This window comes from Cupriavidus sp. OTU4054 (genome assembly GCF_038440175.1).
Lineage (GTDB): Bacteria > Pseudomonadota > Gammaproteobacteria > Burkholderiales > Burkholderiaceae > Cupriavidus > Cupriavidus pauculus_D.
The window spans coordinates 83,844-107,517 of sequence record NZ_JASATF010000002.1; the positions used below are offsets into that span (position 1 = coordinate 83,844).

The following is a 23,674-nucleotide window of genomic DNA, read 5'->3' on the forward strand; positions in this document are numbered from 1 at the left end:
TCAGGCATCGTTCATCCCCAGTTGCAGAACGCTTTCCTCTGTCATTTGCGTGTAGTCGAGTTCGCCGGCGATCCGGCCCTCGCGCATCACGTACGTGCGATCGCAGACGTTGACGATCTCGGGCAGCTCGGAACTGATCAGCAGCACCGCGGCGCCGTCCTTCACGAGCCCATCGATCAGCGCGAAGATCTCGGCCTTGGCGCCCACGTCGATACCGCGCGTCGGCTCGTCGAAGATGAACAGCTTCGATTCCGCGAGCAGCCATTTGCCGATGACGATCTTCTGCTGGTTGCCGCCCGACAGGTTCTGCGCGAGCTGGTCGCCATTCGGCGTGGCGATGCGCAGCCGTTCGATCTCGCGGCTGGACATCACGTCGGCCTTGCGGCCGCTGTACCAGCGCGCCGGAAACGCGCGGCCCAGGCCGGCCAGCATCAGGTTGTCGCGCACGGTGCGGATCAGCGCGAGGCCCTCGGTCTTGCGGCTCTCGGGGATCAGCGCGGCGCCCAGCGCGCGCGCCTTCTCGGGGCCGCCCGTCATCGGCTTGCCGAAGATGCGGATCTCGCCCTCGCGGATCGCATCGGCGCCAAAGATCGCGCGCGCCACCTCGCTGCGGCCCGACCCGACAAGGCCGGCCAGCCCGACGATTTCACCGGCGCGCACATTCAGGTTGATGCCCTCGATACCGTTGGCGGCACTCACGCCGCGCACCTCCAGCGCGAGGTCGCCGGTGGGCCCGCCGCGCGTGCGCTGATAGGTCATGTCCACCTTGCGGCCGACCATGCGCGCGACCAGCTCGTCGGGCGTGGCATCGCCGGGCAGGTAGCTGCCGACCTTGCGGCCGTCGCGCATCACCGTGATGCGGTCGCCGAGCGCGAAGACCTCGGCCATGCGATGCGAGATATAGATCAGGGAGACGCCGTCGGCCTTCAGGCGGCCGATGACCTCGAACAGCTTTTCCGTTTCGCGGTCGGAGAGCGCCGCGGTCGGCTCGTCGAGCACGAGGATGCGCGCCTTCTGGGACAGCGCCTTCGCAATCTCGATCATCTGCTGCTGCGCCACGCCGAGCTCGTGCACGAGCGTGTGCGTGGACAGATCCATGCCCAGCATGTCGAGCAGCCGGCGGGCCTCCGCATGCATGGCCTTGTGATCGACCGATCCCGGCAGCCAGCCGCGCGGCTCGCGGCCGAGAAAGATGTTCTGCGCGATGTTCAGGTATGGCACCAGCGAGAATTCCTGGAAGATCACGGCGATGCCAAGGCGCATCGTGTCCGAGGGGCTTGCCACGCTCACGGGCTGGCCCTCGTGATAGAACGCGCCGGCATCGGCCACATAGACGCCGCACAGCACCTTCATCAGCGACGATTTGCCCGCGCCATTCTCGCCGAGCAGCATATGGACTTCGCCCGGATAAACCGAGAATGACACGTCGTCGAGCGCCTTGACGCCCGGAAAGGTCTTCGAGATGCCGCGCATCTCGAGTAAGGGCGCGCGCGGCGGCGTGGCCGACGGCGGCGCGTCGCAGATTGCGTTCATGGTCTCCTCCTACTTATGGGTATGGCGCTGCAGCAGCCGTTCGCCCGATGCGCGCAGCGTCGCCAGGGCGGAGGGCAGTCCGTCCGCGAGCAACTGGCCGTTACGCTTGCGGGCAACCCCGCCGACGAACACGCTGTCGATATTGGCGAGGCTCGCCTGCATCACGACCGCGCTGACGGGGTCGTGCACGGGGAACATGTTCATGCGCCGCGCGTCGATCATCACGAGGTCCGCCTGCCTGCCCGGCGCGAGCGAGCCGATGCGGTCGGACATGCCGAGCATCCGCGCGCCTTCCACGGTGATCCATGCCAGCGCGTCGGCACAGCTCACATCGTGCTGGGCGGCAATGCCATCGTGCGCCCGGCGATATGCCGCATGATCGAGCGCGCGCTGCACGCCGAGCGCGATCCGCGCGGTCACGAACATCTCGCCCGACAGGCCGGACTCCAGGTCCACGCCAAGCGACGGCGCCGCGCCGAGCGTGCGCAGGCGCCCCGTGATCGGAAACCCGTGCCCCTGCGTGAGCTCGTTCTCGGGCGTCACCGAGAAGCTCATGCCGGCCGCGACGAAGCGCGCCAGCTGCGCGTCCGTGAGGTTGTTGCCGTGCACGATATTGATCTGGGGCCCGAGCAGGCCGGCGGCTTCCAGGCGGTCCCAGCCTTCGGGCGTGCGGGCCGCGCCGCCGCCCTGATGCATGCTCGCGATCAGGCCAAACTCCTTCGCCAGCGCGAAGTCGTGCAGCGCCACGTCCATGGTCGAGTAATGCGGGCCCAGGATCGCCAGGCCGAGACTCACGCGGGCATCGCCTTGCAGCCGGCGCGCGATGTGCTCGACCTCGGCACGCGGATGGGGCGTTTCCCAGAACGGCGCGACGCCAGGTTTCGGATCGGGCTTGGGCGAACCGTGAAAGAACGCGGCGCGGATGCCGGATGCCTGCAGCGCATCGATGGCGGCGTCGCTATGCGCGGGCGTCGGGTTGTTGTGGCACCAGTCGACGAGCGTCGTCGTGCCGCAATCGAGCTGGTTCCAGGCACCGACGAGCGTGGCGATATGGATGTCCTCGGGCGTGAAGCGCGTGGCCAGTCCCGCATGCATCTGCCGGAAGTACTCGGTCAGCGTCCAGCCTGCCGCGACGCCGCGCAGGGCGGTCTGCCACGTATGCATATGGGCGTTGATAAAGCCGGGCGTGACGATGAATCCTTCGGCATCGATCGCGGGAGCTTCCGCGTCGAGATGCTTGCCGATGGCCGCGATGCGGTCGCCGTCGATCAGCAGATCGCCGGTCGTCACGCCGCACGGGTTGCCAGGTTCGGCCTCCATCGTGACGAGCGTCGCCCCGCGTATGAGCGTTCGCGTCATCGTTCTTGTCTCCTCGTCCGGCATCGTGATCGGCCGGTTGAAAGCAGTCTATACTCCGCCAAATCGAAAAAAAACGATGCCAGAGGAAATCTTTCTTCCGCCTGGCGAGAAAATGGCGGCAAAGGTGGAGACCACATCATGGATCGTTGGACCGAGATCGAATTGTTCGTACAGACGGCCGAACTGGGCAGCCTGACCCGGGCCGCCGAGAATCTCGAAATGTCGAATGCCGCGGCCAGCCGGTATCTGAACTCGCTGGAGCGCCGGTTATCGGCGCGGCTGATCGAGCGCAGCACCAGGCGGCTCTATCTGACGCAGGTCGGGGAACAGTTCTTCCGGCGCTGCAAGGAATTGCTCGCGGAAATGAAGGAGGCGGAGGCGGACGTCAGCGCGAACGTGCTCGAGCCCGGCGGCACGCTGACGGTCACAGCCTCGCTGTCGTTCTCGATGATCCATATCGCGCCGATCCTGCCCGAGTTCACGGCGCGCTATCCGAAGGTCAGCGTCAATATCATTGCCGCCAACCGCTACTACGACATCATGGACAGCGGGATCGACCTCGCGATTCGCACGCGCGAGTTCGAGCCCGATTCGAACCTGACGGTTCGCCGGCTGGCGCAGACGCGGCGGATCCTCGCGGCCTCGCCCAAGTACCTCGACCAGCGCGGCACGCCGCGCACGGTGGAAGACCTCGCCCATCATGCGATGCTGATCTATTCGTATGCCAACCGGCCCAACGAGCTGATCTTTACGCGCGGTGGCGAGGACGATGGGGAAAAACGCGTGATCAATGTCCGCAGCACATTCGAGTCGAACGACGGGCAGGTGCTGCGCGCGGCCGCGCTCAAGGGCATGGGCATTCTCGTGCAGCCCAAGTACATCATCTACGACGATATCGTCGCGGGCCGGCTGGTGCCGGTGCTCGATGAGTGGGATCTACCACGCCTGACCGTGAACATCGCGTTCCAGAACCGCGCGCACCTGCCCGCGCGGATCCGGCTGTTCATCGAGTTTCTGGTCGATAACTTCCGCCGGATGGATTACGAGCGGAAGTGGACCAGCTGAGCGCTGTCCGGCGCGCCTAGTCCGGCAGGCCCGCGGCGCGACCCGCCGATTTGATCACCGCCGCATAGTCGTCCCCGGCAAAGCCCTGCGCCGCGGCACCCTGCAGCATCTGGCCGAGCAGGGCGGTGAGCCCCATCGGCACGCGCAGGTCCGCGCCGGCGTCGAGGATCAGGCCGACGTCCTTGAGCATCTGGTCCACCGTGAACGTCGGCGTGTAGTCGTGCACCGACAGTTGCGCCGACTTTGCCTTGACGATCGGGGACGCCACCGCGCTCGCGCCAATCACGTCCCACATCGCCTGCCAGTCGAGGCCGCCCTTCTTCCCGAGCGTCAGCGCTTCCGCGAGCATGCCCGAGGTCAGCCCGATCAGCAGGTTGATCACGAGCTTCATCAGCCGGGCCTGTTCGCCATCGCCCAGATAGAACTGCGTCGGGCCGAACAGTGCGAGCAGCGGCTGCACGCGTTCGTAGGCGCGCGCGGGGCCGGACACCATCGAGGTCAGCTTGGCCGCCTCGGCCATATGGTTGTTGCCGGACACCGTTACGCGCAGATAGCCGATATCGCGCGCGGCCAGCGTTTCGGCGGCCGCCGCGGAGGCGGCGGGCGAAATCGTGCTGGTATCTATATAGAGGGTGCCCGGCCTGGCAGCGGCCGCGACCTGGCCCGAGACCGCCGCAAAGGCCGCGTCGTGCGGCATCGAACTGAATGTGGCGTCGGCGCCGCCGGCCGCTTCGGCCAGCGAGGCCGCGACGGTCAGGCGCGCGGCGCGGGCCGCGTCGGCCTGCGCGGGGGCGATATCGAATACCACGACGTCGTGGCCGCCATGGGCGAGGTGTCGGGCCATCGGGAGGCCCATCTTGCCGGTGCCAACGAATGCAATCTTCATTTGTCTCGCTCCTGGTTATGTTGTCAGTCGGGTCGCGTCCCGGCGTATGCGGCCTGAATCAGCGCCCGCAGCGGCTCGCGCTCGATCTGGCGCGGATTCCAGTACGGATTCGCGAGCGCGCGTTCCAGTGCGACCTCGATATCGGCCTCGCGCATGCCGATATCGCGCAGGGCAGTGGGCACGCCGTGTCGCGCCGCCATATCGAACAGCCTTCCCGGGACGCCCGCGGCGTCGCCGCCGATGGCGCGGGCAATGCGGGCGATGGCGTCCGGCACCGCCACGGCGTTGTAGGCGAGCGCATGGGGCAGCACGATCGTATGCGTTTCGGCGTGCGGCAGGTCGAAGCTGCCGCCGATCGTGTGGCACAGCTTGTGGTGGAGCGCCATGCCGACATTGCCGAGCACGGTGCCGCAGAGCCATGCCCCGTACAGGCATTGCGCGCGGCCTTCGGCATCGCGCGGATTGGCGACCACGGCGGGGATGCCTGCGAACAGTGCACGGATGCCTTCCTCGGCCATCAGCGACATGACGGGGTTGGCATCGCGCGCGTAGAGCCCTTCCGCCGCGTGGGCGATCGCGTTCAGGCCGCTGGTCACGGTCAGCTGGGCGGGGAGGTCGTACGTCAGTTCGGGGTCGTAGATCACGGTGCGCGCGAGCACGCGAAGGTCGCGGCCCGTGCGCTTCTGACCGCCTTCGGTCAGGCCATAGATCGGGGTCATTTCCGAGCCGGCATAGCTGGTCGGGATGGCGATATAGGGAAGGCCGGTCTCGAGCGCGATGGCCTTGGCGAGCCCGGTCGTGGAACCGCCACCGATGGCCACCATGCAGTCCGCGCCGACCGCGTTGGCACGTTCGACGGCTTGCCGGGCGATGTCGATGGGGACGTGCATGACGGCGCTGGCATGGACGCCGGCACTGCGGGTACCCAGCTGCGCGGCGACGCTTTCGGCCGCATTGGCCTGGTTGGGTGTGCTCAGGACCAGCGCCCGGGTGCAGCCGAGGCGGTCGACTTCCTCACCGACCTGCCGGACGGTACCGGCTCCGAAGACGACGCGTGCCGCGTGGGCTTCGTACGTAAAGCTTTGCATTGTGCGTATCCGTTCTATTTGTCTCCGGCTTAGACCTTATATTTCCTGCCGGTGGAAGGAAACACCGCTTGCGAAAAACAGTCTTCAGCCTGGTGGAAAAATCGGGCAGGCCGGTATTGTCACTATCCGACCGGATAATTGGCATCGTGCCGGTCCGCGCCTAAGCTTGCCGCTGCCCGCCGCCAACATAAGATCGCATGACCACCACCAACACGTCCGTCCCCGTCGCCCCCGCCACCACCGGGTTCGCCATCCCCGCCTCCGCGCTAGGCATCGTCCTCGGCATGTCCGGCCTGGCCAACTGCTGGAAAGTCGCCCATAGCCTCTGGGGCGCGAGCCTGGTCGTCCACGATGCGATTTTCGTCGTCACCACGCTGATCTGGGCGGTTCTGGTCCTGTCGTTCGCCGCCAAGTGGGTCTGGCACCGCGAAGAAGCGCTGAACGAAGCGCGCCACCCGGTGGCCTGCTGCTTTATCGGGCTGATTCCCGTCGCCACGCTGCTGGTTGCCGTCTGGGTCCATGGCTACGTGCCAGCGCTCGGCTCGGCGCTGGTGGTCGTGGGCGCGCTTGGCCAGCTCGGCTTCTCCACATACCGCAGCGGCGGCATGATGCGCGGCGGGCGCAAGCTCGGCGATACCACCGCGGTCATGTACCTGCCGACTGTGGCCGGCAACTTCGTGTCCGCCATTGCCATGAGCGCGCTCGGCTGGACCGATCTTGCCAGGCTGTTCTTCGGCGCGGGTCTGTTCTCGTGGCTGGCGATCGAATCGATTCTCACATACCGCCTCTATCTTGGCGATGAACTCCCGCCCGCCATCCGGCCGACGCTCGGCATCCAGCTGGCCCCGCCCGTGGTGGGGGCCGTCGCCTACCTGTCGGTGACCGGTGGCAGCCTGGACTGGCCGTTCTATGCGATGTTCGGCTATGGCATCCTCCAGTTCCTGTTTCTCGCGCGGCTGGCGGGATGGTTCTCCGCCTCGGGCACCACGCCGGCGTTCTGGGCCTTCAGCTTCGGCGTGACCGCGCTGGGCCTCGCCTGCCTGCGCGCCGCGACGATTGCGCCGAACTCGCTGTTCGCGAGCCTGGCGCTGCCGCTGTTCATTTTCGTCAACGTCTTTATCGGGGCGCTGTTCCTGATGACGCTGCGGCTGCTGTGGCAGGGGCGCCTGTTCCGCCGCACGGCTTGAACACACGGTCAAAACCCTGTCGGACGGGGACCGATGGCGGCCACGCCCCGGAAGCGTGCACAATGCGCAATGCGCGCCGGCTGCCGTCCGGCGCGCCCATCCAAATCCGGTAGCGCAAGGGGTATTCATGGCCGAACCGACGGGCTCCACGGGCCTGCATCACAAGACGTTCCTGTTACTGCTGGCTGCCGTCACGATCGCATTTTTCTGGATCCTGCTGCCGTTCTATGGCGCGGTATTCTGGGGCGCCGTGCTGGCGATCATCTTCGCGCCGCTGCAACGGCGGCTCGTGGCCGCGCTGCATGGGCGGGCCAATATCGCCTCGCTGCTGACGCTGCTTCTGGTCTTGCTGCTGGTGATCCTGCCGCTGACGCTCATCGCGATCTCGCTCGTCAACGAGGGCATGAACCTCTACGAGAGCATCAAATCGGGACAGATCAACTTCGGCGTCTATTTCCAGCGCGCGGTCGATGCGCTGCCGCCTTACTTCCGTGACCTGCTGTCGCGCTTCGACGTGCAGAGCCTGTCCGACCTGCAGCAGAAGCTCAGCGCCAGCGCGATGCAGACCAGCCAGTTCCTGGCCACGCGCGCGCTCAGCATCGGCCAGAACACCGCGCATTTGCTGATCGGCTTCGGCATCATGATGTATCTGCTGTTCTTCCTGCTGCGCGACGGCCCGCAACTGTCGCGGCGCGTGCGCATCGCGGTGCCGCTGAGCGCGTCGCACAAGCAGCATCTGATCAAGAAGTTCACGATGGTCGTGCGCGCGACGGTCAAGGGCAATATCGCGGTGGCGGTCGTGCAGGGCTCGCTCGGGGGCGTGATCTTCGCGATCCTGGGCATCCAGGGCTCGATGCTCTGGGGCGCGATCATGGCGTTCCTGTCGCTGCTGCCCGCGGTCGGCGCGGCGCTGATCTGGCTGCCGGTGGCCGTGTATTTCCTGCTGACCGGCGACCTCGTCAAGGGCTTCGTGCTGATCGGCTTCGGCACACTCGTCATCGGCATGGTCGATAACGTGCTGCGCCCGATTCTGGTGGGCAAGGACACGCAGATGCCGGACTACGTCGTGCTGATCTCGACGCTGGGCGGTATGGCGCTGTTCGGTCTCAACGGGTTCGTGATCGGGCCGCTCGTGGCGGCCCTGTTTATCGCCTGCTGGGATCTGCACAGCATCGGTGAAGGCGCGCCGCCCGAGACGCTGCGCGAGGAAGCGCAGGGCGGGCCCGCGCGGGCGGAGGCGCAGGAAGCTCGCTTGCGCGCCGAAAAAGACCGCGCCACGGCCGACTGAGCGTGCCGGGCGCGCCGAAGTTCACGCCTCTGCGAGGTTGGCGCCCCTAGGTCCGCGCGCATAACTCGAGGCAGAATTCGAGAAATGCCTCCACCGCAGCCGGCGGCAACCGGCGGGACGGCCGCACGATATAGAGCGGAAACGTTTCGCCGGGCCAGTCGGGAAACAGATCCACGAGCGCGCCGCTGGCCATCAGCGGCTCCACGCTGAGCGCCAGCACCTGCGCGATACCCGCGCCGGCAAGGCAGGCGCCGATCAGCGTATCGCCGTCGGACAACGTCAGCCGGCCCTTCGTCTCCACCGTGATGGTTTCCTTGCCGCGCATAAACAGCCATTCGAACGGCTTGCCGCGCTGCGGATCGATAAACTGGATGCAGTCGTGCTCGACCAGCTTGCGCGGCGTCTTCGGCTGGCCGTACTGCCGCAGATAGGCGGGGGATGCCACGGTCAGCACGCGAGTATCCAGCAGCTTGCGCGAGGTCATGCCCGACGAGCGTGGCTGGCCGAAGCGCACCGCCATATCGACACCGGCCGCGACGAGGTCCGATGAGTCGGGCAACGTCACCGTGGTCAGTTCCACTTCCGGATAGCGCTGCGTAAACCTGCCCAGCGCGGACGCCAGCACATGCCGCGCGAATATCGGGTTCAGGCTCACGCGCAGGGCGCCGCGCACGTTCGTGGCCGCGCCCGATACCGCGTTCGCGGCTTCCTCGATGCCCGACAGATGCGGCGCGGCCAGTTCGTAGAGCCGCGCGCCTTCGCTCGTCAGGTGCAGGGCGCGCGTGGTCCGGTCGAGCAGCCGGACGCCGATCCGTTCCTCGAGCCGCGATACGGCGCGGCTCACGCCCGACGCCGAGAGCCCGAGCACGTCGCCCGCCCGGGTAAAACTGCCGCTCTCGACCACCGCGGCCAATACGCTCATCCCCGACAACAGCCTGCCATCGAAGCTCATGGGGTTGCCTCCGTGCGCGGATTCATGACTTTAAGCAAAGATGATTTGAGAGCCCCTATCTTAATCAAAAATCGTCTGGCCCCTAATCTTGGCTCCAACGACGCCGCACCGGTCGTCGCCGACTTGTTCGAAACGCTTTCCAAACCTTCGCTGGAGCCCACCATGCCTCAAATTCAACGCACGCTGTTCAAGGGCGGCACCGTCGTCACGATGGATGCCAATGTTCCCAACCTCGCCGTCGGCGATGTCCTCGTGGAGGACGACCGCATTGCCATGATCGGCGAAGAGATCGTCGCCGCCGACGCGAAGGTCATCGACGCCCGGGGCACGATCGTGATGCCGGGGCTGATCGATGCCCACCATCACGCGTGGCTGGGCGTCATGCGCCGCCTGATGCCGAACGTGGACGACCTGTTTGCCTATATCGACGTCGTGGCGGAGACGCTCGGCGCGCACTACCGCCCGCAGGACATGTACGCGAGCACGCGGCTGACCGCGGTGGCGTCGCTCGACGCCGGCATTACGACGATCATCGATGCGTGCCATAGCTCGCGCAGCCCGCTCCACACCGATGCCGCGCTGGAAGCGTTGGAGGAATCGGGTATTCGCGCCTTGCATATGGTCGGCGCGGCGATGGACAAGCGCGCCTCCAATGCGCATTTGCCGCACGATCTGGCGCGGCTGGCCAAGCGTTGGAACGGTGCCGGCAGCCGCGTGCAGGTGGGCCTGTTCGGCCAGTTCAACCTCGAATGGTGGCAGGCCGCGCGCCGGCTCGACATGCAGATCCTCACCGAATTCATCGGCGATCTGGCCAAGCTTGGGCCTGAGTTCGCGGCACCGGGCGTGCTCGGCGCGCACAACATCTTCAACCACTGCACGCGGCTGCCCGAGGAAACGTGGAAGCTGCTGGCCGGGGCCGGTGTCAACGTGACGATCAATCCGCGGTCCGATGCGCTCTTCGGCTTCGACGACGATCGTTTTGCGTGGCAGCAGGCCGTCGATCATGGACTTAGCCCGGCCATCGGTATCGACCTCGACACCGCGTTCGGCAGCGATCTGTTCGGGGAGATGCATGCACTGTTCGGCCAGCAGCGCTCGGCCATGCGGTATCGGCGTTTCCGCGGAGAGGCCGACGTGCCCGCGCCGATCTCGGTGCAGGCGGTGCTCGAATCCGCCACGGTCAACGGCGCACGGGCGGCGGGGCTCTCGCATGCCATCGGCACGCTGACGCCGGGCAAGCAGGCCGACATCATCATGGTGCGGACCGATGACGTGGCGGTGTTTCCGGTGACCGACGCGGTCGGCACGATCGTGCAGGCGGTCGAGCGGTCGGATGTCGATACGGTGATGGTGGCGGGCAAGTTGCGGAAGCAGGGCGGCACGCTGATCGGTGTCGATGTCGGCAAGCTGCAGGCCGAGGCGGTGGCGTCGCGCGATTATCTGCTGGAGGCCAGCGGCTATCGCACGGCGCTGTTCGCCAGCGCCTGACTGGCGGCTATCGGGAGCGCATCATGTCTATAACGTCCATGGCATCCACACGTAACGAAGCCGCTGGCGCCGACCACGTGGCGACCGGAGCCGCCGGTGGGCCGGCGGGCGTCGGCGGCGAGCCGCGGCCCCTGGCCGAGCAGCGGCCGGCCGGTGCGTCATCTGGTGCGGCGCATCTCGCCCGGCCCTCGCTACCCGTCATCGCCGCGCTATTCGCAGGCTATCTCGCGGTCGGCCTGCCGTTGCCCGTCATGCCCCTGTTCGTCCACGACAAGCTCGGCTTCAGCAACGTGATCGTCGGCCTCGTCATCGGCATCCAGTTCCTGGCCACGGTGCTGACACGCGGCTACGCCGGCGCGGTCACGGACAGGCAGGGCGGCCGGCGTGCCGCGCTGCAGGGCGCCGCGTTCTGCGCCGTCGGCGGCCTGCTGTACGCACTGGCGGCGCTCCCGATGCTCTCGCCCACGGCAAGTCTCGCGACCATCGTGGCAGGCCGGCTCGCCGCGGGTCTCGGCGAAAGCCAGTTCGTGACCGGCTGCGTGTCATGGTCGATCGCCTCGGTCGGCCCGCAGCGCGCGGGCATGTCGATGTCGTGGACCGGCATCGCGATGTTCGCCGCGCTCGCAATCGGCGCGCCCGCCGGCATGGCGCTGTACCAGCAGTGGGGCTTCCAGGCCGCCATGCAGGCCTGCGTCGCCGCACCGGTGACGGCCGCCGTCATCGCATTCGGCGCGAAGGCCTATGTGTCGCCCGGCGGCCAGCGCCTGCCGTTCCACCGCGTGATTGCGCAGATCTGGCGCGAAGGACTGGGTTTGATGCTGCAGGGCGTCGGCCTGGCCGGCCTCACCGCGTTCGCCTCGCTGTATTTCGCGGCGCGTCACTGGGGCCACGCCGGGCTGGTCATGACCGCATTCGGCATCGGCTTTATCTTCGTGCGCCTGGTCTTCGGCCATCTGCCCGACAGGATCGGCGGCTATCGCGTCGCGCTGTATTCGCTCGGCGTCGAAGCCATCGGCCAGATGATGGTATGGGCCGCGACGCATGAAGCGGTGGCACTGGCCGGTGCGCTGGTGACAGGACTCGGCTGCGCGCTGATCTTCCCCGCACTGGGCGTGGAAGCGCTCAAGCGGGTACCGCCCGCGAACCGTGGCAGCGCGATGGGCGCATTCGTCGCGTTCCTCGATATCGCCTACGGCATCTCGGGCCCGCTAGCCGGTGCGATTGCCGCGCAGGCCGGCTATGCGGCCGTCTATATCTTCGGCGCGATCTGCGCGTTGCTGGGTGGCGCACTCGTGCTTGCCGCCAGCCGTCCACCGCGCCAGTCACGCCAATCGTGACTATCCTTTTGTTTTGCAGGAGTTCATCATGTCTCGCATCTTTATCTCCGGCTCGTCCACGGGCCTCGGCCTGATGGCCGCCGAAAAACTGATCGCCGACGGCCACCGCGTCGTGCTCCATGCACGCAATGCGGCGCGCGCCCACGACGCCATGACCGCATTGCCCGCGGCGGAGGCCATCGTTACCGGCGATCTGGAAACCATCGACGGCGCGAAGGACGTTGCCGCCCAGGTCAATGCGCTAGGCCCGTTCGACGCGGTCATCCACAACGCCGCGGTTGGCTACCGCGAGTCGTATCGCGAAACGTCCGACGGCCTGCCACACCTGTTCGCGATCAACACGCTATCGGCCTATATCCTGACCGCGCTGATCGATCGTCCGTCACGGCTCGTCTATCTGAGCTCCGGCATGCATCACGACGCCGACGCCAATCTCGGCGACATCCGCTGGCAACAACGTCGCTGGAATGGCGCTACGGCGTACGCGGAAAGCAAGCTGCACGACACGCTGCTGGCGTTCGCCATCGCCAGGCGCTGGCCCGACGTCCTGTCGAACGCGCTGGAACCGGGTTGGGTCCCGACCCGCATGGGCGGTGCCGGCGCGCCCGACGACATGCAGCAGGCCCATCTGACACAGGCCTGGCTGGCGACCAGCGACGACCCGCGCGCCCGCGTCACCGGTGAGTACTTCTATCACCTCAAGCGCATGACCGCGAACCCGCAGGCGCGAGATCCGGTGCTGCAGCGGCGGCTGCTGGAGACTTGCGCGGAGTTGTCGGGGGTGGACATGCCGGCGTGAGGCACAGCCGCCCTCGTTCATGGCGGCTTTATTGCGGCTTGATGGCGAGCAATCGGTCAACCATCGCGTTGACCGCCCGCATCTGCGCGCCGGATTTCACGGCATAGTCCATGCCGGTATAGCCGAACCAATCCCAGCAGCCTTGCGGGTTGAAGGGCACGGTGGATGCGTTCACCTGCGGATACAGCACGAGGATATCGTTCGTATCGGCCCAGTTGTTGTAATGCGTGCGCGCGTAGAAATCATTGCCCACCACAGCGGCCGATTGCTTGCAGCCGTGGAACGCGACGTGGACCTTGCACGCGGCACCTGTATCGCACGACTTCGGCACATAGAGGAAGCCAGTATCCGCCATGCTGGTCTCGGCCCCCGCGAACTCGCGCTGATCGAACGGCACGATCCTGCCGGTCAGCGTCGTGGCCGGCTGCTGCAACGGGCCGTAGATCTGCTGCAGCAACGCGCCGGCCTGATCGTACGCCTGCCGGTCCACGGTGCAGTGACTGATATAGGGCGACGCATTGTCGGCGCACACGTTACCGAACGCCGGCGTGATAAACGCATGGCCGGCCGCCACGCTGTTCACATATTGCAGGTTCGATGCGGGAACGCCGGCCTCCTTGAAGAACGACACCGTGGCATCGACGGCCTGCTGGTAGACCACGGTGTCTTTCGTGCCGCTGAACACGTAGATATTGGCCTTCTGCAGGTTGGAGAGCGGATCGATCTGCCCCAGCGAAGCAAATCCCGTCGCGGCCGCGACCATCAACGCCGGATTCGGCGGCACGAACGGCACCTGTCCCATGCAGACCGTGGCGTTCAGAATATTCCCAGCCGCACAGTAGTACGGCCCACCGGCCACCACGCCGGCACCGATCACCGAGCCCGAGTAGGCGACCTGATACTGCACGGCCATAAAGGCGCCCGAGGACAGGCCCGATACCGACGTCTTCGTTGGATTGCCACCATAGGCGGGCAGGGCGCTGGCCGCCCGTGCGGCATGGGTGAAGGTCGAGAGTGCAAAGGCGGCAGCGGCAAGCGTGCAAAGGGCTTTCATGGCGTAGCTCCTGTGACGTCGGAAAGGGAGCAAGAATGAAACGCCTTTGCGGTTCAAGCCTTGATTTCAGTCAAGCCTTGGGCGCCGCGGATTTAAGGATTATTCGAGGTCGGCGGACTGATAAATCTAGCTGCTTGAGAGCGGGCCTACCAGGGCAAGATTGGCGACGAAAAATCTCTTATATATCTTCCCCGCTCATGCGAATTTTTCATCTTTTCTCCCACCGCGGGCCACGTTATGCAATGGATGGCTCAGCATTTTTGTCTTTCATAATGGGGCTAGCAAAGATAGAATCAAATAAATGGCAACTATGCTGGCTGCCGGCAAGAAAACGTACAGCATACTTTCACGTTCATCCACCTGAATCGCATGGATAGCCTCCGCCATTCGAGTGGCCGTCGCGCAAGATATTATTAAAAAAGTCTTAATAAATGAAATGCATCATTAAAAACGGAAATCTTAGTGGACTGGCGATTGTGGCGCTCATAATTGTCGGTTTGGTTCTGGTGTATGCCTGTATCTACTGGATAGACAGTTATATGGGGCGATTCGCCGCTTTCACGATCGGTCTTACATGTGTGGCAGCGTCAGGATTTGCTGGGCGAGCCAAAGCACTAGGATTGCGGCCATTTGGTGAGTCATCGTGGCGCCATGCGAAAAAAACCTATAGCAAAGACGATACGAAATCTTCCGTTTAGTCGCCATCCGCGGCCAGTTCACGAACGACCGTCTGGACGACCAAGGAGATACGATATGGAGAGAGATGGAAGCCGCCCTGTTTCTGGATACGAGCTGGCAACACTTCGCAGCCTCCTCTCGAAAAGCGGTGTCCTGCAGCACTCCGTTGTCAGGCAACGATCCTGGATCGTGGGCGAGATTGATGATAAATCGCTCTTTGGTAGCGACGCAGAAAATATCGGGTCCGCATTCCGGGTAGCGGGGATTTCAACATTTCTTGTGGTTAGTGTTACCGAACTGCTTTCGACTCGAAGCACTGTGTTGGCGCATGAATTCATGGCGGACAAGATCGGAATTGAAGCATTTCAAAGCCCAGATTGGTATGCGCTGAATTTGGATGATTGTGTCCTCTTTACGCTGCCAATGACGGGGATAGTTGTTCGCCCTGGCGAAGTGGATACGACTTACATCGCTGGGCCTGAGCCGTTTGTTAATGCAGTACTCGGTCGATGCTAGTTTTACCCCAACGGCGAAAAATGGGGCAGGTAGATTGATTCTCTTTCCAAAAAAAGAAGAACTATATCTTGGCCTGGCAGGCATGATTCTTTTTGCGCTGGGATTTTCGCTGGCCCAAGGTGCAAGCTGGCGGCCGGTCATTGTCGGAGCCCCGGTCTATCTGACATTCTTCCTCGGTCTCACGTACTCCTTCATCAAGGAGATCCGCGCGCAAGGGCGGAAAGAGCGCGGCAAGCCGGAGCCGCCGCCACGGAAGAGTCCGTGGGAAGAAGAGTAGCCTCGTCCTGCTGGCGCGCCCGCCACCCTAGCTGATCCATCCACGTACCCCCCGGTCTTCTGGTCTTCTAATAGTGGACAAACACAACAATATCCAATACAGTGTCCACCAACAACAAGCAGTACAGACCAAGGAGACAAGATGTTGCGCGTGATGAGGGGCATGCTGTGCGTGGCCGCCTTGCTGGCCTTCGGGTCGGCGAAGGCGGCGTTTCCGGAGAAGCCGATCGTTCTGATCGTGCCGTTCGCCGCCGGTGGCCCGGCCGATGTGATGGCGCGGACGCTGGCGAAGTCGATGGGCACGAAGCTCGGGCAGACCATTGTGGTCGAGAACCGCCCCGGCGCCGGGGGCCTCGTGGGCATCTCGGGTGTCACGCGCGCCGCGCCGGACGGCTATACGCTCGGCATGGCCGGCACCGGTGCGATGGTCTATGCGCCGTTTATCTCGCCCAAGATGCCGTTCGACCCGCTCAAGGACGTCACCTACCTGACCACCATGGTCTCGACGCCCAATCTGCTCGTCGTCAGCGCGAACTCCCCCTTCAAGACCGCCGCCGACCTCATGGCCGCCGCGAAGCGCGAGCCGGATAAGTACACCGTCGCCTCCGCCGGCGTGGGTAGCAGCACCCATGTGGTCGGCGCGCTGTTTCAGCGCGAGGCCGGCATCAAGCTGCGTCACGTGCCGTACAAGGGCGGTGCGCCCGCCGTGCAGGACCTGATCGGCGGCCAGGTGGACATGTTTATCGCCGAAGTCCCCGCCGTGGCGCATCTGATCAAGGCCGGCAAGCTGCGCGGCTTGATGGTCACCGACAGCAAGCGGCTGGCCGCGCTGCCCGAGGTGCCGACCGCGGCCGACGTGGGCCTGCCCAAGGTGCTCGCCGCCGGCGCGTACGGCATCGTGGCGCCGCACGGCCTGCCCAACGATATCGCCGCGAAGATCGTGGACGCGGCCACCGCCGCGCTGCGGACGCCCGATGTCGTGGAGAAATTCGCGGAGCAGGGCGGCATCGCGCAGTCCAGCACGCCCGATGCGTATCGCAATCAGGTCAAGGCCGAACAGGGGCGTTGGGGTCCGATCATCAAGGCGGCCGGCATCACCGCGGAATAGCGTCACACGTTTCTACACGGGAATCGAGAGGAACCGATACATGAGCTTCAAGACGCGCATCACCGAACTGCTCGGGATCCGCTACCCCATCATCCAGGCTGGCATGAGCTGGGCCTCCTCCAGTTCCCGCCTCGCCGGCGAGGTATCCAGGGCCGGCGGCCTCGGCGTGATCGCCGCGGGACCGATGCGTCCCGACGACCTGCGTCGCGCGATCCGCGAAGTGCGCGAGATCACCGACGCGCCGTTCGCGGTCAACGTCGCGCTATACAACAAGCGCGCGGCCGAGCATCTGCAGATCGTGCTCGACGAACACGTGCCCGTGCTGATCGCCTCGCAGGGCAGCCCGCGCGAGCATATCGCGCGCTTTCAGGCCGCAGGCGTCAAGTGGCTGCATGTCGTCGCCCACCCCGACCACGCACGCAAGGCCGCCGACGCGGGGGTCGATGGCCTCGTGGTGGTCGGGGGCGAAGCCGGCGGCCACCCGCCGCCGAGCGGCACCAGCACGCTCGTACTCGTGCGCCTGATCGCACGGGCGGTGAACCTGCCGATCGTCGCGGGCGGCGGGATTGCCGACGGCGCGGGTGTCGCGGCCGTACTGTGCCTCGGGGCCGATGCGGCGCAGCTGGGCACGCGCTTCTTGCTGACGCCCGAGGCCTCGCTGCACGATGCCTACAAGGACAAGGTGCTCGGCGCCGGCGTCGGCGACACCACGCTCGTGGGCTGGCGCGGCCTGCCCATCCGCGCCGTGCGTAACGCGTTCACAGCCGAATACGAGGCCGCCGAGCGCGAAGGACAACCGCGTGAAGCGCTCGAGGCGCTGTTCGGCAGCCGCTCGCTGCGCATGGCCGCCGTCGATGGCGACGTGGAACAGGGCAAGGTCGAAGCCGGCCAAAGCGCGGCGCTGATCGACGAACTGGTGCCGGCGGCGACGCTGGTCGAACGCATCGTGGCGGAGACGCGCGAGGCGATGGCGAACATTGCAGGATTATCGAGGTAATCACCATGAACGAACTGCTGATCGAAGACGTGGGTCAGGTCCGCGTGCTGCGCATGAACCGGCCCGAGAAGCGCAATGCGCTCAACAACGCGCTGACCCGCGCGCTCGTCGATGCGCTGGCCGCTGCCGAAGCCGCCGACACCGTGCACGTGGTGGTGCTTACCGGCAACGGCGCCGCATTCTGCGCGGGCGCCGATATCACCGAGTTCAAGGACCTGACGCCCGACCAGATGTCGCGCGTGGAAGAGCGCGCGGAACTCACGATGCAATTGCACCTGAGCGTATCGCGCATGAGCAAGCCCGTTATCGCGGCGATCAACGGCTTCGCAATGGGCGGCGGCGCGGGGCTGGCCATCGCCTGCGATCTCGCCATCGCGGGCCGCTCGGCGCGCCTCGGCTATCCGGAAGTCAAGCACGGGATCGTCGCGGCCATCGTGCTGCCGAACCTCACGCGCCAGATCGGCCGCAAGGCGGCGTTCCACCTCGTGGCGACGGGCGAGACCATCGATGCGGAACGCGCGGTGGAACTGGGCATGGTCAACGCGGTCCACGACGACGCGGTGCTGATGGACGAAGCGATGGCCATGGCCAGCCGGATGGCCGCGGTCAGCCGCGCCGCGATGGCCACCACCAAGAAAACGTTCCACGAGGTCGTCGATCTGCCGCTCGCGCAGGGGCTCGAAGTGGGCCGCGAAGCGAACAAGCGCATGCGCAGTTTCGTGCGGACGGAACGGTAACGCGCCATGGCCAGGCCACTCGAGCACATCACGATCCTCGACCTGTCGCGGGTCCTCGCCTGTCCGTTCGCCTCGATGATTCTCGCCGAGCTCGGCGCGAACGTCATCAAGGTGGAGCAGCCCGGCACCGGGGACGAGACGCGCAGCTTCGAGCCGCGCGTGGAAGGGAAGGACGCCGGCCATCGCGGCAGCGAGAGCGCGTACTACATGGCGTTCAACCGCAGCAAGCAGTCGATTACCGTCAATCTGCGCAGCGAGCAGGGCCAGCAGATCGTGCGCGATCTCGCCGCCGGCGTGGATGTGGTCATCGAGAACTTTCCGGTCGGCACGCTCAAACGGTACGGCCTCGACGCGGACAGGCTGCGCGAGATCAACCCGAAACTGGTCTACCTGTCATGCACAGGGTTCGGCCAGACCGGGCCGTATGCCTCGCGCAAGGGCTACGACACGGTGTTCCAGGCGATGGGCGGCATCATGAGCCTGACCGGCGAGCGCGATGGCGGACCGGTCAAGCCGGGCCTGCCCGTCGCGGATCTGACGTCGGGGCTGTGGGCCGCCATCGCGCTGCTGTCGGCGCTGGAGGGGCGCAGCGCGACGGGGCAGGGGTGCCATATCGATCTGTCCATGTTCGACGCGCAGGTCAGCCTGCTCACGCTGGCGGCCGCGCGCTGGTTCGCGCTGAACGAGGTACCGCCGCGCCTGGGCACCGAGCATCCGGGCCGCGTGCCGTCGGCAAGCTTCCAGGCGGAAGGCGGCCGCTGGCTCCATATCACCGCGAGCGACCAGCACTGGACGCCGTTGTGCGGCGTGCTGGGGATCGATGCATGGGGTGCCGATCCGGCATTGCAGACCAATGCGGGCCGCGTGGAGAACCGCGACGAAGTCATGCGGCATCTGACCAAGGCCATCGCCACGTGGGACCGCGACGCCTTGTGCGATGCGATGGAGGCGGCCGGCGTCCCGGCGGGCCCGATCAACGCGGTGGACGAAGTCCTCGCCGATCCGCACGTGCGGGCGCGCGGCATGGTCGCGCATTTCGATCACCCGGAGATTGGCACGTTTCCGGCCCTGCCCGTGCCGCTGCGGTTCGACGGCTGGGACGACCCCCTCGTCGGCCGGCCACCGCTGCTGGGCGAGCATACGGAAACCGTGCTGCGCGAGCGGCTGGGCATGGACGCGGAACGCGTGCGCGCGCTGCGCGAGGCGAAGGCAATCTGAGCAGGACATATCATGACCGACACCACCTTATCCGCCGCTGAAGCGCCGGCCGTGCTGTATGCCGTCGATGCCGGCATCGCCACCATCACGCTGAACCGGCCCGAAAGCCGCAATGCATTGAACCTAGCCATGTGCGAAGGCCTCCAGCGCGCCGCCGCCACCGCGGCAGCCGACCCCGACGTACGTGTCGTGCTCGTGCGCGGCGCCGGCCCCGCATTCTGCGCGGGCGCGGACCTCAAGGAACGCAAGACGATGGACGAGGCGCAGGTGCTCGCCCGCCGCATGCGCGGCTTCTTCGCGTATGACGCGCTGGAAGCCCTGCCGATGCCCACGATCGCCGTGGTCGAAGGCGCTGCGGCCGGATCGGGCGTGGAGATCACCGCTGCCTGCGACGTTGCCATCGCCACGCCGGATGCCGCGTTCTGGACGCCGGAGGCGCAATGGGGCACCGTGGGCGCGACGCAGCGGCTTGCGCGCATCGTCGGCAAGCGGCTGGCCAAGGACATGATGTTCACGGGCCGCCGGCTGACCGCCGCGGACGCACTGGAAGCGGGCCTCGTCACGCGCATCGTCGCGCGCGACGGTATCGACGCGGAGGTGGCAAGCATGGCCGCCTCCATCGCCAAGGCGCCGCCGCTGGGCATGCGGCTGGCCAAGCGTTGCATCGACCGTGGCATCGAGCTCGGTCCGCGCGGCGCGCTGGCCGAGGAGCTGCTGGCCATCGAAGAGAATCTGTCGCGCTCCGACTGGCGCTCGGGCATCAGCGGATTCAGCCGTACCGGTCAGTCGCAGGGAGGCGAAGCATGAGCTGGGAACCCCGTACCCTGTCCGCCGTGCTGGCATTGCAGGCCAGCCAGCGCGGCACGCAGCGCGCGCTCGTCACGCCCGCCGGCGCGACCATGTGGCGCCAGCTGGAGATCCAGGCCCGTCGCGTGGCCCGCGCGTTGCTCGCACGCGGCATTCGGCGCGGCGACTTCGTCGGGCTGCTGTGCGGCAATGACGATCATTGGGTCGCCAGCTTCTATGGCGCGGCGATGATCGGCGCGGTCACGGTGCCCGTCAACACGCGCTTCAAGGCCGACGAGATCGCCTATTGCCTGCGGCAATCGGATGTGCGGCTGCTGATTCTGGCCGATCGCTTTCTCAAGATCGACTTCATGGCGTACCTCCGCGAGGCCGAGCCCGCCGTCGATCGCGCGCTGCCGGGCCAGTCGCTGCCGCTGCTGGGCCATGTGGTGGCGATCGGCGACGACGTGCCGCGCGCGGGCCTCGGGTGGGAGGCGTTCCTGGCCGATGGCGACGTGGTTTCCGACGACGAACTCGATGCCGCGATGCAGGCCGTGGTTCCCGACGATCTGCTGCTGATCCAGTTCACCTCGGGTACCACCGCGCATCCGAAGGGCGTGATGCTCACGCACGACAATATGCTGCGCAACGCGACCGCGGTAGGCCAGCGCCTCGGCATCGGTCCTGCCGACTGCTATTTCAACTGCCGCCCGTTCTTTCATGTGGCGGGCTCCACGCTGTCGCTGCTATGTGCGCTCTGCGCGGGCGCGAGCATCGCCACGCTGCCCACGTTCGAGGCGGGCGCCGCGCTGCGGATGCTCGATCAGGAGCGCTGCACGTTTATCTCGGGCAACGAGACGCTGTTCCAGCTGCTGATCTCGCACGAGACCTTCGACCGCTCGCGCCTGCATCTGCGCGGCGGCTGGGCCGCGGCAGGTCCCGATACGATGCGGAAGATCATCGACGAGATGGGCATCGCGCGCATTTGCTGGGCCTATGGGCTGTCCGAAGCGTCGCCCAACGTCGTGCTCAACGACTGGCGCGACGACGAAGCATTGCGCGTGGGCGGTTTCGCGCTGCCGCACGACGGGGTGGGCGTGCGCATCGTCGATGACGCCACCGGGGCCGTCTGTGCCACGGACGAGGTGGGCGAGATTCAGGTGAACGGCTGGGGCGTGATGCGCGGCTACTACAAGCAGCCCGAGGCGAATGCCAGGGTGTTTACCGCCGACGGCTGGCTGCGCACCGGCGACCTGGGCGCGCTGCGTGCCGACGGGCGCCTGCGTCTGGTCGGACGGCTCAAGGATGTGTTTCGCGTCGGCGGGGAGAACGTCGCGCCGGCCGAGGTGGAGCAGGTGTTGCTGTCGCATCCGGCCGTCGCGTCGGCACAGGTCGTCGGCGTGCCGGACGCGCGCCTCGGCGAAGTGCCGGCCGCATTTGTCACGCTCAAGCCGGGCATGACGCTCGATGCGGAGGCATTGCTGGGCTGGTGCCAGCCGCGCATGGCCAATTTCCGGACGCCGCGCTATGCCGATGTCGTAGTGGACTTCGAGCGCATCGGCATGACCGCGAGCGGCAAGGTACAGAAGAACAAGCTGCGCGAGCATGCGATCGCGCGCTTTGGACTTTGATTCCAATACCCCATGACAAATGACCCCCATCTCGACAACGTCCCCGATGTCGCCAACGCTGAAGTCGTCCTCTGCGAATGCTTCGCCCGCGACGGACTGCAGCACGAGCCCGACTTCGTGCCGACCGATACCAAGGCCGCGCTGATCGACCGCTTCGCCGCAATCGGGTTTCCGCGCGTGGAAGCCACGTCGTATTCGAACCCCAAGGTCGTGCCGCAGTTCGGTGACGCGACGGCGCTGCTCCGCGCGCTGCCGCGCCGCGACGGCGTCATGTACAAGGCTACCTGCGCCAACGGCCATGCGGTGTCCCGCGCGCTGGCCGACCGCGCGGACGGTATCGGCGCGAACGAGGTGAGCCTGCTCGTCTCGGCCTCGTCCTCGCACTCCGAGCGCAACCTCAAGCGCAGCCGCGACGATCAATGGGAGAACGTTCGCGCGATGGCCGAGGCCGCGCGCGGCAACTTCCGCATGGTCGGCACCATCTCGGTGGCGTTCGGCTGCCCCTTCGAGGGCGCGGTGGACCCGCAGCAGGTGCTACGCGATGTAGGCCGCTTCCGCGATCTCGGCGTGACGCTGGTCACGCTCGGCGATACCACGGGCATGGCTACCCCGCAGACGGTGCGCGCGCTGTTTCGCAAGATGCGGAGGGACTTTCCGGACGTCACGCCGATCGCGCATTTCCACGACACGCGCGCGACGGGGCTCGTCAACTATGTGGCGGCGCTGGAGGCGGGCGTGACCCACTTCGATTGCGCGATGGGCGGCGTGGGCGGCCATCCGGCCAAGGTGCAATACGGCGGCGGCCATACGGGCAATGTCTGCACCGAGGACTGGGTCGCGCTGCTCGATGCGATGGGCGTGCGGACCGGCATCGACCTCGACGGGATGCTCGAGGCCGGGCGCGCGTGCGAGGCCGTGCTTGGCCGTCAGCTCCACAGTCGAGTGCTGCGCAGCGGGTTCAATCCGCTGCGCGCGGCGTTACAGGCTGCCTGATCCGCCCGGCTCGCCCACGAGCCGGTTCAGCCGCGACACCAGCGAGCGGATCTCGGCAAGATCGAGGTCCGTGCCGCCGCCCGTTTCCACCGGCGTGGTGCCGGCCACGGGACCCTGCGGATCGCCTTCGTCATCCTCGTCGGTGGCGTCGCCGGCCGCCGCACGCCGCTCTTCGTCGAGCACATCGCGCGCGCTCGTGGTCAGCACCGCCAGCATTTCCATCAGCATCTTCCTCTGCTCGGGGCTTAGCGGCCGCAGCAGCCGTTCGTTGCGCGCATTCGCGTCGACGATCACCTTGCGATATAGCGCGTCTCCGGCCTTGGTCAGGCTCAGCAGCACCGCGCGCGCATCGGTATCGCTGCGCGCGCTGACGATCAATCCGCGTTCGATCAACGCCGACACGGTACGGCTCGCATAGCTCTTGTCGAGCGCGGCACGGCGCGCGAGCTCCTTCAGCGACAACGGCGCGTACGCGCCCAGCATGCCGATCGACCGCCATTCCAGCAGCGTCAGGCCGAACTTGCGTTGCACGCGCAGCGACGCACTGGCCGCCGAGAGCCCGGCGAGGTTGTGCAGGCGCGAGGAGAGCAGGTCCGTGATGATGCGCGGGGCAGCGACCGGGGCCGGGGCTGCGGCGGTCTTGCTCGCGGACTTGGCGGTCTTCGCGGACTTCGTTGCGCTCATGGGGTACGGCTCCG

At 66.3% G+C, this 23,674-nt stretch carries 22 protein-coding genes; 15 read left to right on the forward strand and 7 right to left on the reverse strand.

The window, feature by feature from the left end; genetic code table 11:
* Positions 1-1,533 (reverse strand): sugar ABC transporter ATP-binding protein, encoded by a 1,533-nt coding sequence (locus AAHB16_RS03220; protein ID WP_150374356.1) that lies wholly within the window; start codon positions 1,531-1,533, stop codon positions 1-3.
* Between the two features lie 9 nt (positions 1,534-1,542).
* The gene (locus tag AAHB16_RS03225) at positions 1,543-2,892 is read right to left on the reverse strand and encodes an amidohydrolase family protein (RefSeq protein ID WP_342050063.1); all 1,350 of its coding nucleotides are present in this window, start codon (positions 2,890-2,892) and stop codon (positions 1,543-1,545) included.
* A gap of 138 nt (positions 2,893-3,030) precedes the next feature.
* Here AAHB16_RS03225 and AAHB16_RS03230 point away from each other — a divergent pair, with 138 nt between their 5' ends.
* On the forward strand, positions 3,031-3,957 hold the full coding sequence (locus AAHB16_RS03230) for a LysR family transcriptional regulator (protein ID WP_342050064.1): 927 nt from the start codon (positions 3,031-3,033) through the stop codon (positions 3,955-3,957).
* Between the two features lie 16 nt (positions 3,958-3,973).
* Here the strand turns inward: AAHB16_RS03230 and AAHB16_RS03235 are convergent, their stop codons facing one another.
* Together AAHB16_RS03235 and AAHB16_RS03240 are read right to left on the reverse strand one after the other, a co-directional pair.
* Positions 3,974-4,843: an NAD(P)-dependent oxidoreductase gene (locus tag AAHB16_RS03235; protein WP_342050065.1), complete on the reverse strand. Its 870-nt coding sequence runs from the start codon at positions 4,841-4,843 to the stop codon at positions 3,974-3,976.
* A 23-nt stretch (positions 4,844-4,866) separates the two neighbouring features.
* Entirely contained in the window at positions 4,867-5,931 is a 1,065-nt protein-coding gene (locus AAHB16_RS03240) for a maleylacetate reductase (RefSeq protein ID WP_342050066.1), read from the reverse strand.
* A gap of 197 nt (positions 5,932-6,128) precedes the next feature.
* On the opposite strand from AAHB16_RS03240, the gene tehA reads away from it, so the two are divergent.
* The gene (tehA, locus tag AAHB16_RS03245; protein WP_342050067.1) at positions 6,129-7,118 is read left to right on the forward strand and encodes a dicarboxylate transporter/tellurite-resistance protein TehA; all 990 of its coding nucleotides are present in this window, start codon (positions 6,129-6,131) and stop codon (positions 7,116-7,118) included.
* Positions 7,119-7,245: 127 nt separating this feature from the next.
* Positions 7,246-8,406 (forward strand): AI-2E family transporter, encoded by a 1,161-nt coding sequence (locus AAHB16_RS03250; RefSeq protein WP_150374362.1) that lies wholly within the window; start codon positions 7,246-7,248, stop codon positions 8,404-8,406.
* A gap of 46 nt (positions 8,407-8,452) precedes the next feature.
* Here the strand turns inward: AAHB16_RS03250 and AAHB16_RS03255 are convergent, their stop codons facing one another.
* Positions 8,453-9,358 (reverse strand): LysR family transcriptional regulator, encoded by a 906-nt coding sequence (locus AAHB16_RS03255; protein ID WP_150374363.1) that lies wholly within the window; start codon positions 9,356-9,358, stop codon positions 8,453-8,455.
* 162 nt (positions 9,359-9,520) lie between these two features.
* On the opposite strand from AAHB16_RS03255, the gene AAHB16_RS03260 reads away from it, so the two are divergent.
* Genes AAHB16_RS03260 through AAHB16_RS03270 form a run of 3 tightly spaced genes read left to right on the forward strand, consistent with a single transcriptional unit; the run spans position 9,521 to position 12,982 of the window.
* Positions 9,521-10,846 carry an amidohydrolase family protein gene (locus tag AAHB16_RS03260; RefSeq protein WP_342050068.1) on the forward strand — a complete coding sequence of 442 codons (1,326 nt, stop codon included), beginning with the start codon at positions 9,521-9,523 and terminating at the stop codon, positions 10,844-10,846.
* A 23-nt stretch (positions 10,847-10,869) separates the two neighbouring features.
* Positions 10,870-12,183: an MFS transporter gene (locus AAHB16_RS03265; protein ID WP_342050069.1), complete on the forward strand. Its 1,314-nt coding sequence runs from the start codon at positions 10,870-10,872 to the stop codon at positions 12,181-12,183.
* 28 nt (positions 12,184-12,211) lie between these two features.
* Complete coding sequence (locus AAHB16_RS03270) at positions 12,212-12,982, forward strand: SDR family NAD(P)-dependent oxidoreductase (RefSeq protein ID WP_342050070.1); 771 nt, start codon at positions 12,212-12,214, stop codon at positions 12,980-12,982.
* A gap of 28 nt (positions 12,983-13,010) precedes the next feature.
* Here AAHB16_RS03270 and AAHB16_RS03275 read toward each other — a convergent pair whose 3' ends face one another.
* Entirely contained in the window at positions 13,011-14,036 is a 1,026-nt protein-coding gene (locus AAHB16_RS03275; protein WP_342050071.1) for an extracellular catalytic domain type 2 short-chain-length polyhydroxyalkanoate depolymerase, read from the reverse strand.
* Between the two features lie 753 nt (positions 14,037-14,789).
* On the opposite strand from AAHB16_RS03275, the gene AAHB16_RS03280 reads away from it, so the two are divergent.
* The 9 genes from AAHB16_RS03280 (at position 14,790) to AAHB16_RS03320 (ending at position 22,976) form a co-directional block, all read left to right on the forward strand.
* Complete coding sequence (locus AAHB16_RS03280; RefSeq protein WP_342050072.1) at positions 14,790-15,230, forward strand: hypothetical protein; 441 nt, start codon at positions 14,790-14,792, stop codon at positions 15,228-15,230.
* Positions 15,208-15,507 carry a hypothetical protein gene (locus AAHB16_RS03285; RefSeq protein ID WP_342050073.1) on the forward strand — a complete coding sequence of 100 codons (300 nt, stop codon included), beginning with the start codon at positions 15,208-15,210 and terminating at the stop codon, positions 15,505-15,507. Before AAHB16_RS03280 ends, AAHB16_RS03285 begins: the two co-directional genes overlap by 23 nt.
* Before the next feature lie 141 nt (positions 15,508-15,648).
* Positions 15,649-16,614, forward strand: coding sequence for a Bug family tripartite tricarboxylate transporter substrate binding protein (locus AAHB16_RS03290; RefSeq protein ID WP_342050074.1), 966 nt, complete (start codon positions 15,649-15,651; stop codon positions 16,612-16,614).
* 40 nt (positions 16,615-16,654) lie between these two features.
* Positions 16,655-17,611: an NAD(P)H-dependent flavin oxidoreductase gene (locus AAHB16_RS03295; RefSeq protein WP_342050075.1), complete on the forward strand. Its 957-nt coding sequence runs from the start codon at positions 16,655-16,657 to the stop codon at positions 17,609-17,611.
* A 5-nt stretch (positions 17,612-17,616) separates the two neighbouring features.
* On the forward strand, positions 17,617-18,348 hold the full coding sequence (locus AAHB16_RS03300; RefSeq protein ID WP_342050076.1) for an enoyl-CoA hydratase/isomerase family protein: 732 nt from the start codon (positions 17,617-17,619) through the stop codon (positions 18,346-18,348).
* Positions 18,349-18,354: 6 nt separating this feature from the next.
* Positions 18,355-19,566 (forward strand): CaiB/BaiF CoA transferase family protein, encoded by a 1,212-nt coding sequence (locus AAHB16_RS03305; RefSeq protein WP_342050077.1) that lies wholly within the window; start codon positions 18,355-18,357, stop codon positions 19,564-19,566.
* 12 nt (positions 19,567-19,578) lie between these two features.
* The gene (locus tag AAHB16_RS03310; RefSeq protein ID WP_342050078.1) at positions 19,579-20,373 is read left to right on the forward strand and encodes an enoyl-CoA hydratase/isomerase family protein; all 795 of its coding nucleotides are present in this window, start codon (positions 19,579-19,581) and stop codon (positions 20,371-20,373) included.
* Positions 20,370-21,983, forward strand: a complete 1,614-nt coding sequence (locus tag AAHB16_RS03315) for an AMP-binding protein (protein WP_342050079.1) — start codon at positions 20,370-20,372, stop codon at positions 21,981-21,983. Before AAHB16_RS03310 ends, AAHB16_RS03315 begins: the two co-directional genes overlap by 4 nt.
* A 12-nt stretch (positions 21,984-21,995) precedes the next feature.
* On the forward strand, positions 21,996-22,976 hold the full coding sequence (locus AAHB16_RS03320) for a hydroxymethylglutaryl-CoA lyase (protein ID WP_342050080.1): 981 nt from the start codon (positions 21,996-21,998) through the stop codon (positions 22,974-22,976).
* On the opposite strand, the gene AAHB16_RS03325 is transcribed toward AAHB16_RS03320, so the two are convergent.
* Positions 22,962-23,660, reverse strand: a complete 699-nt coding sequence (locus AAHB16_RS03325) for a MarR family winged helix-turn-helix transcriptional regulator (RefSeq protein ID WP_342050081.1) — start codon at positions 23,658-23,660, stop codon at positions 22,962-22,964. The genes AAHB16_RS03320 and AAHB16_RS03325 overlap by 15 nt on opposite strands.
* Positions 23,661-23,674 lie beyond the last annotated feature (14 nt).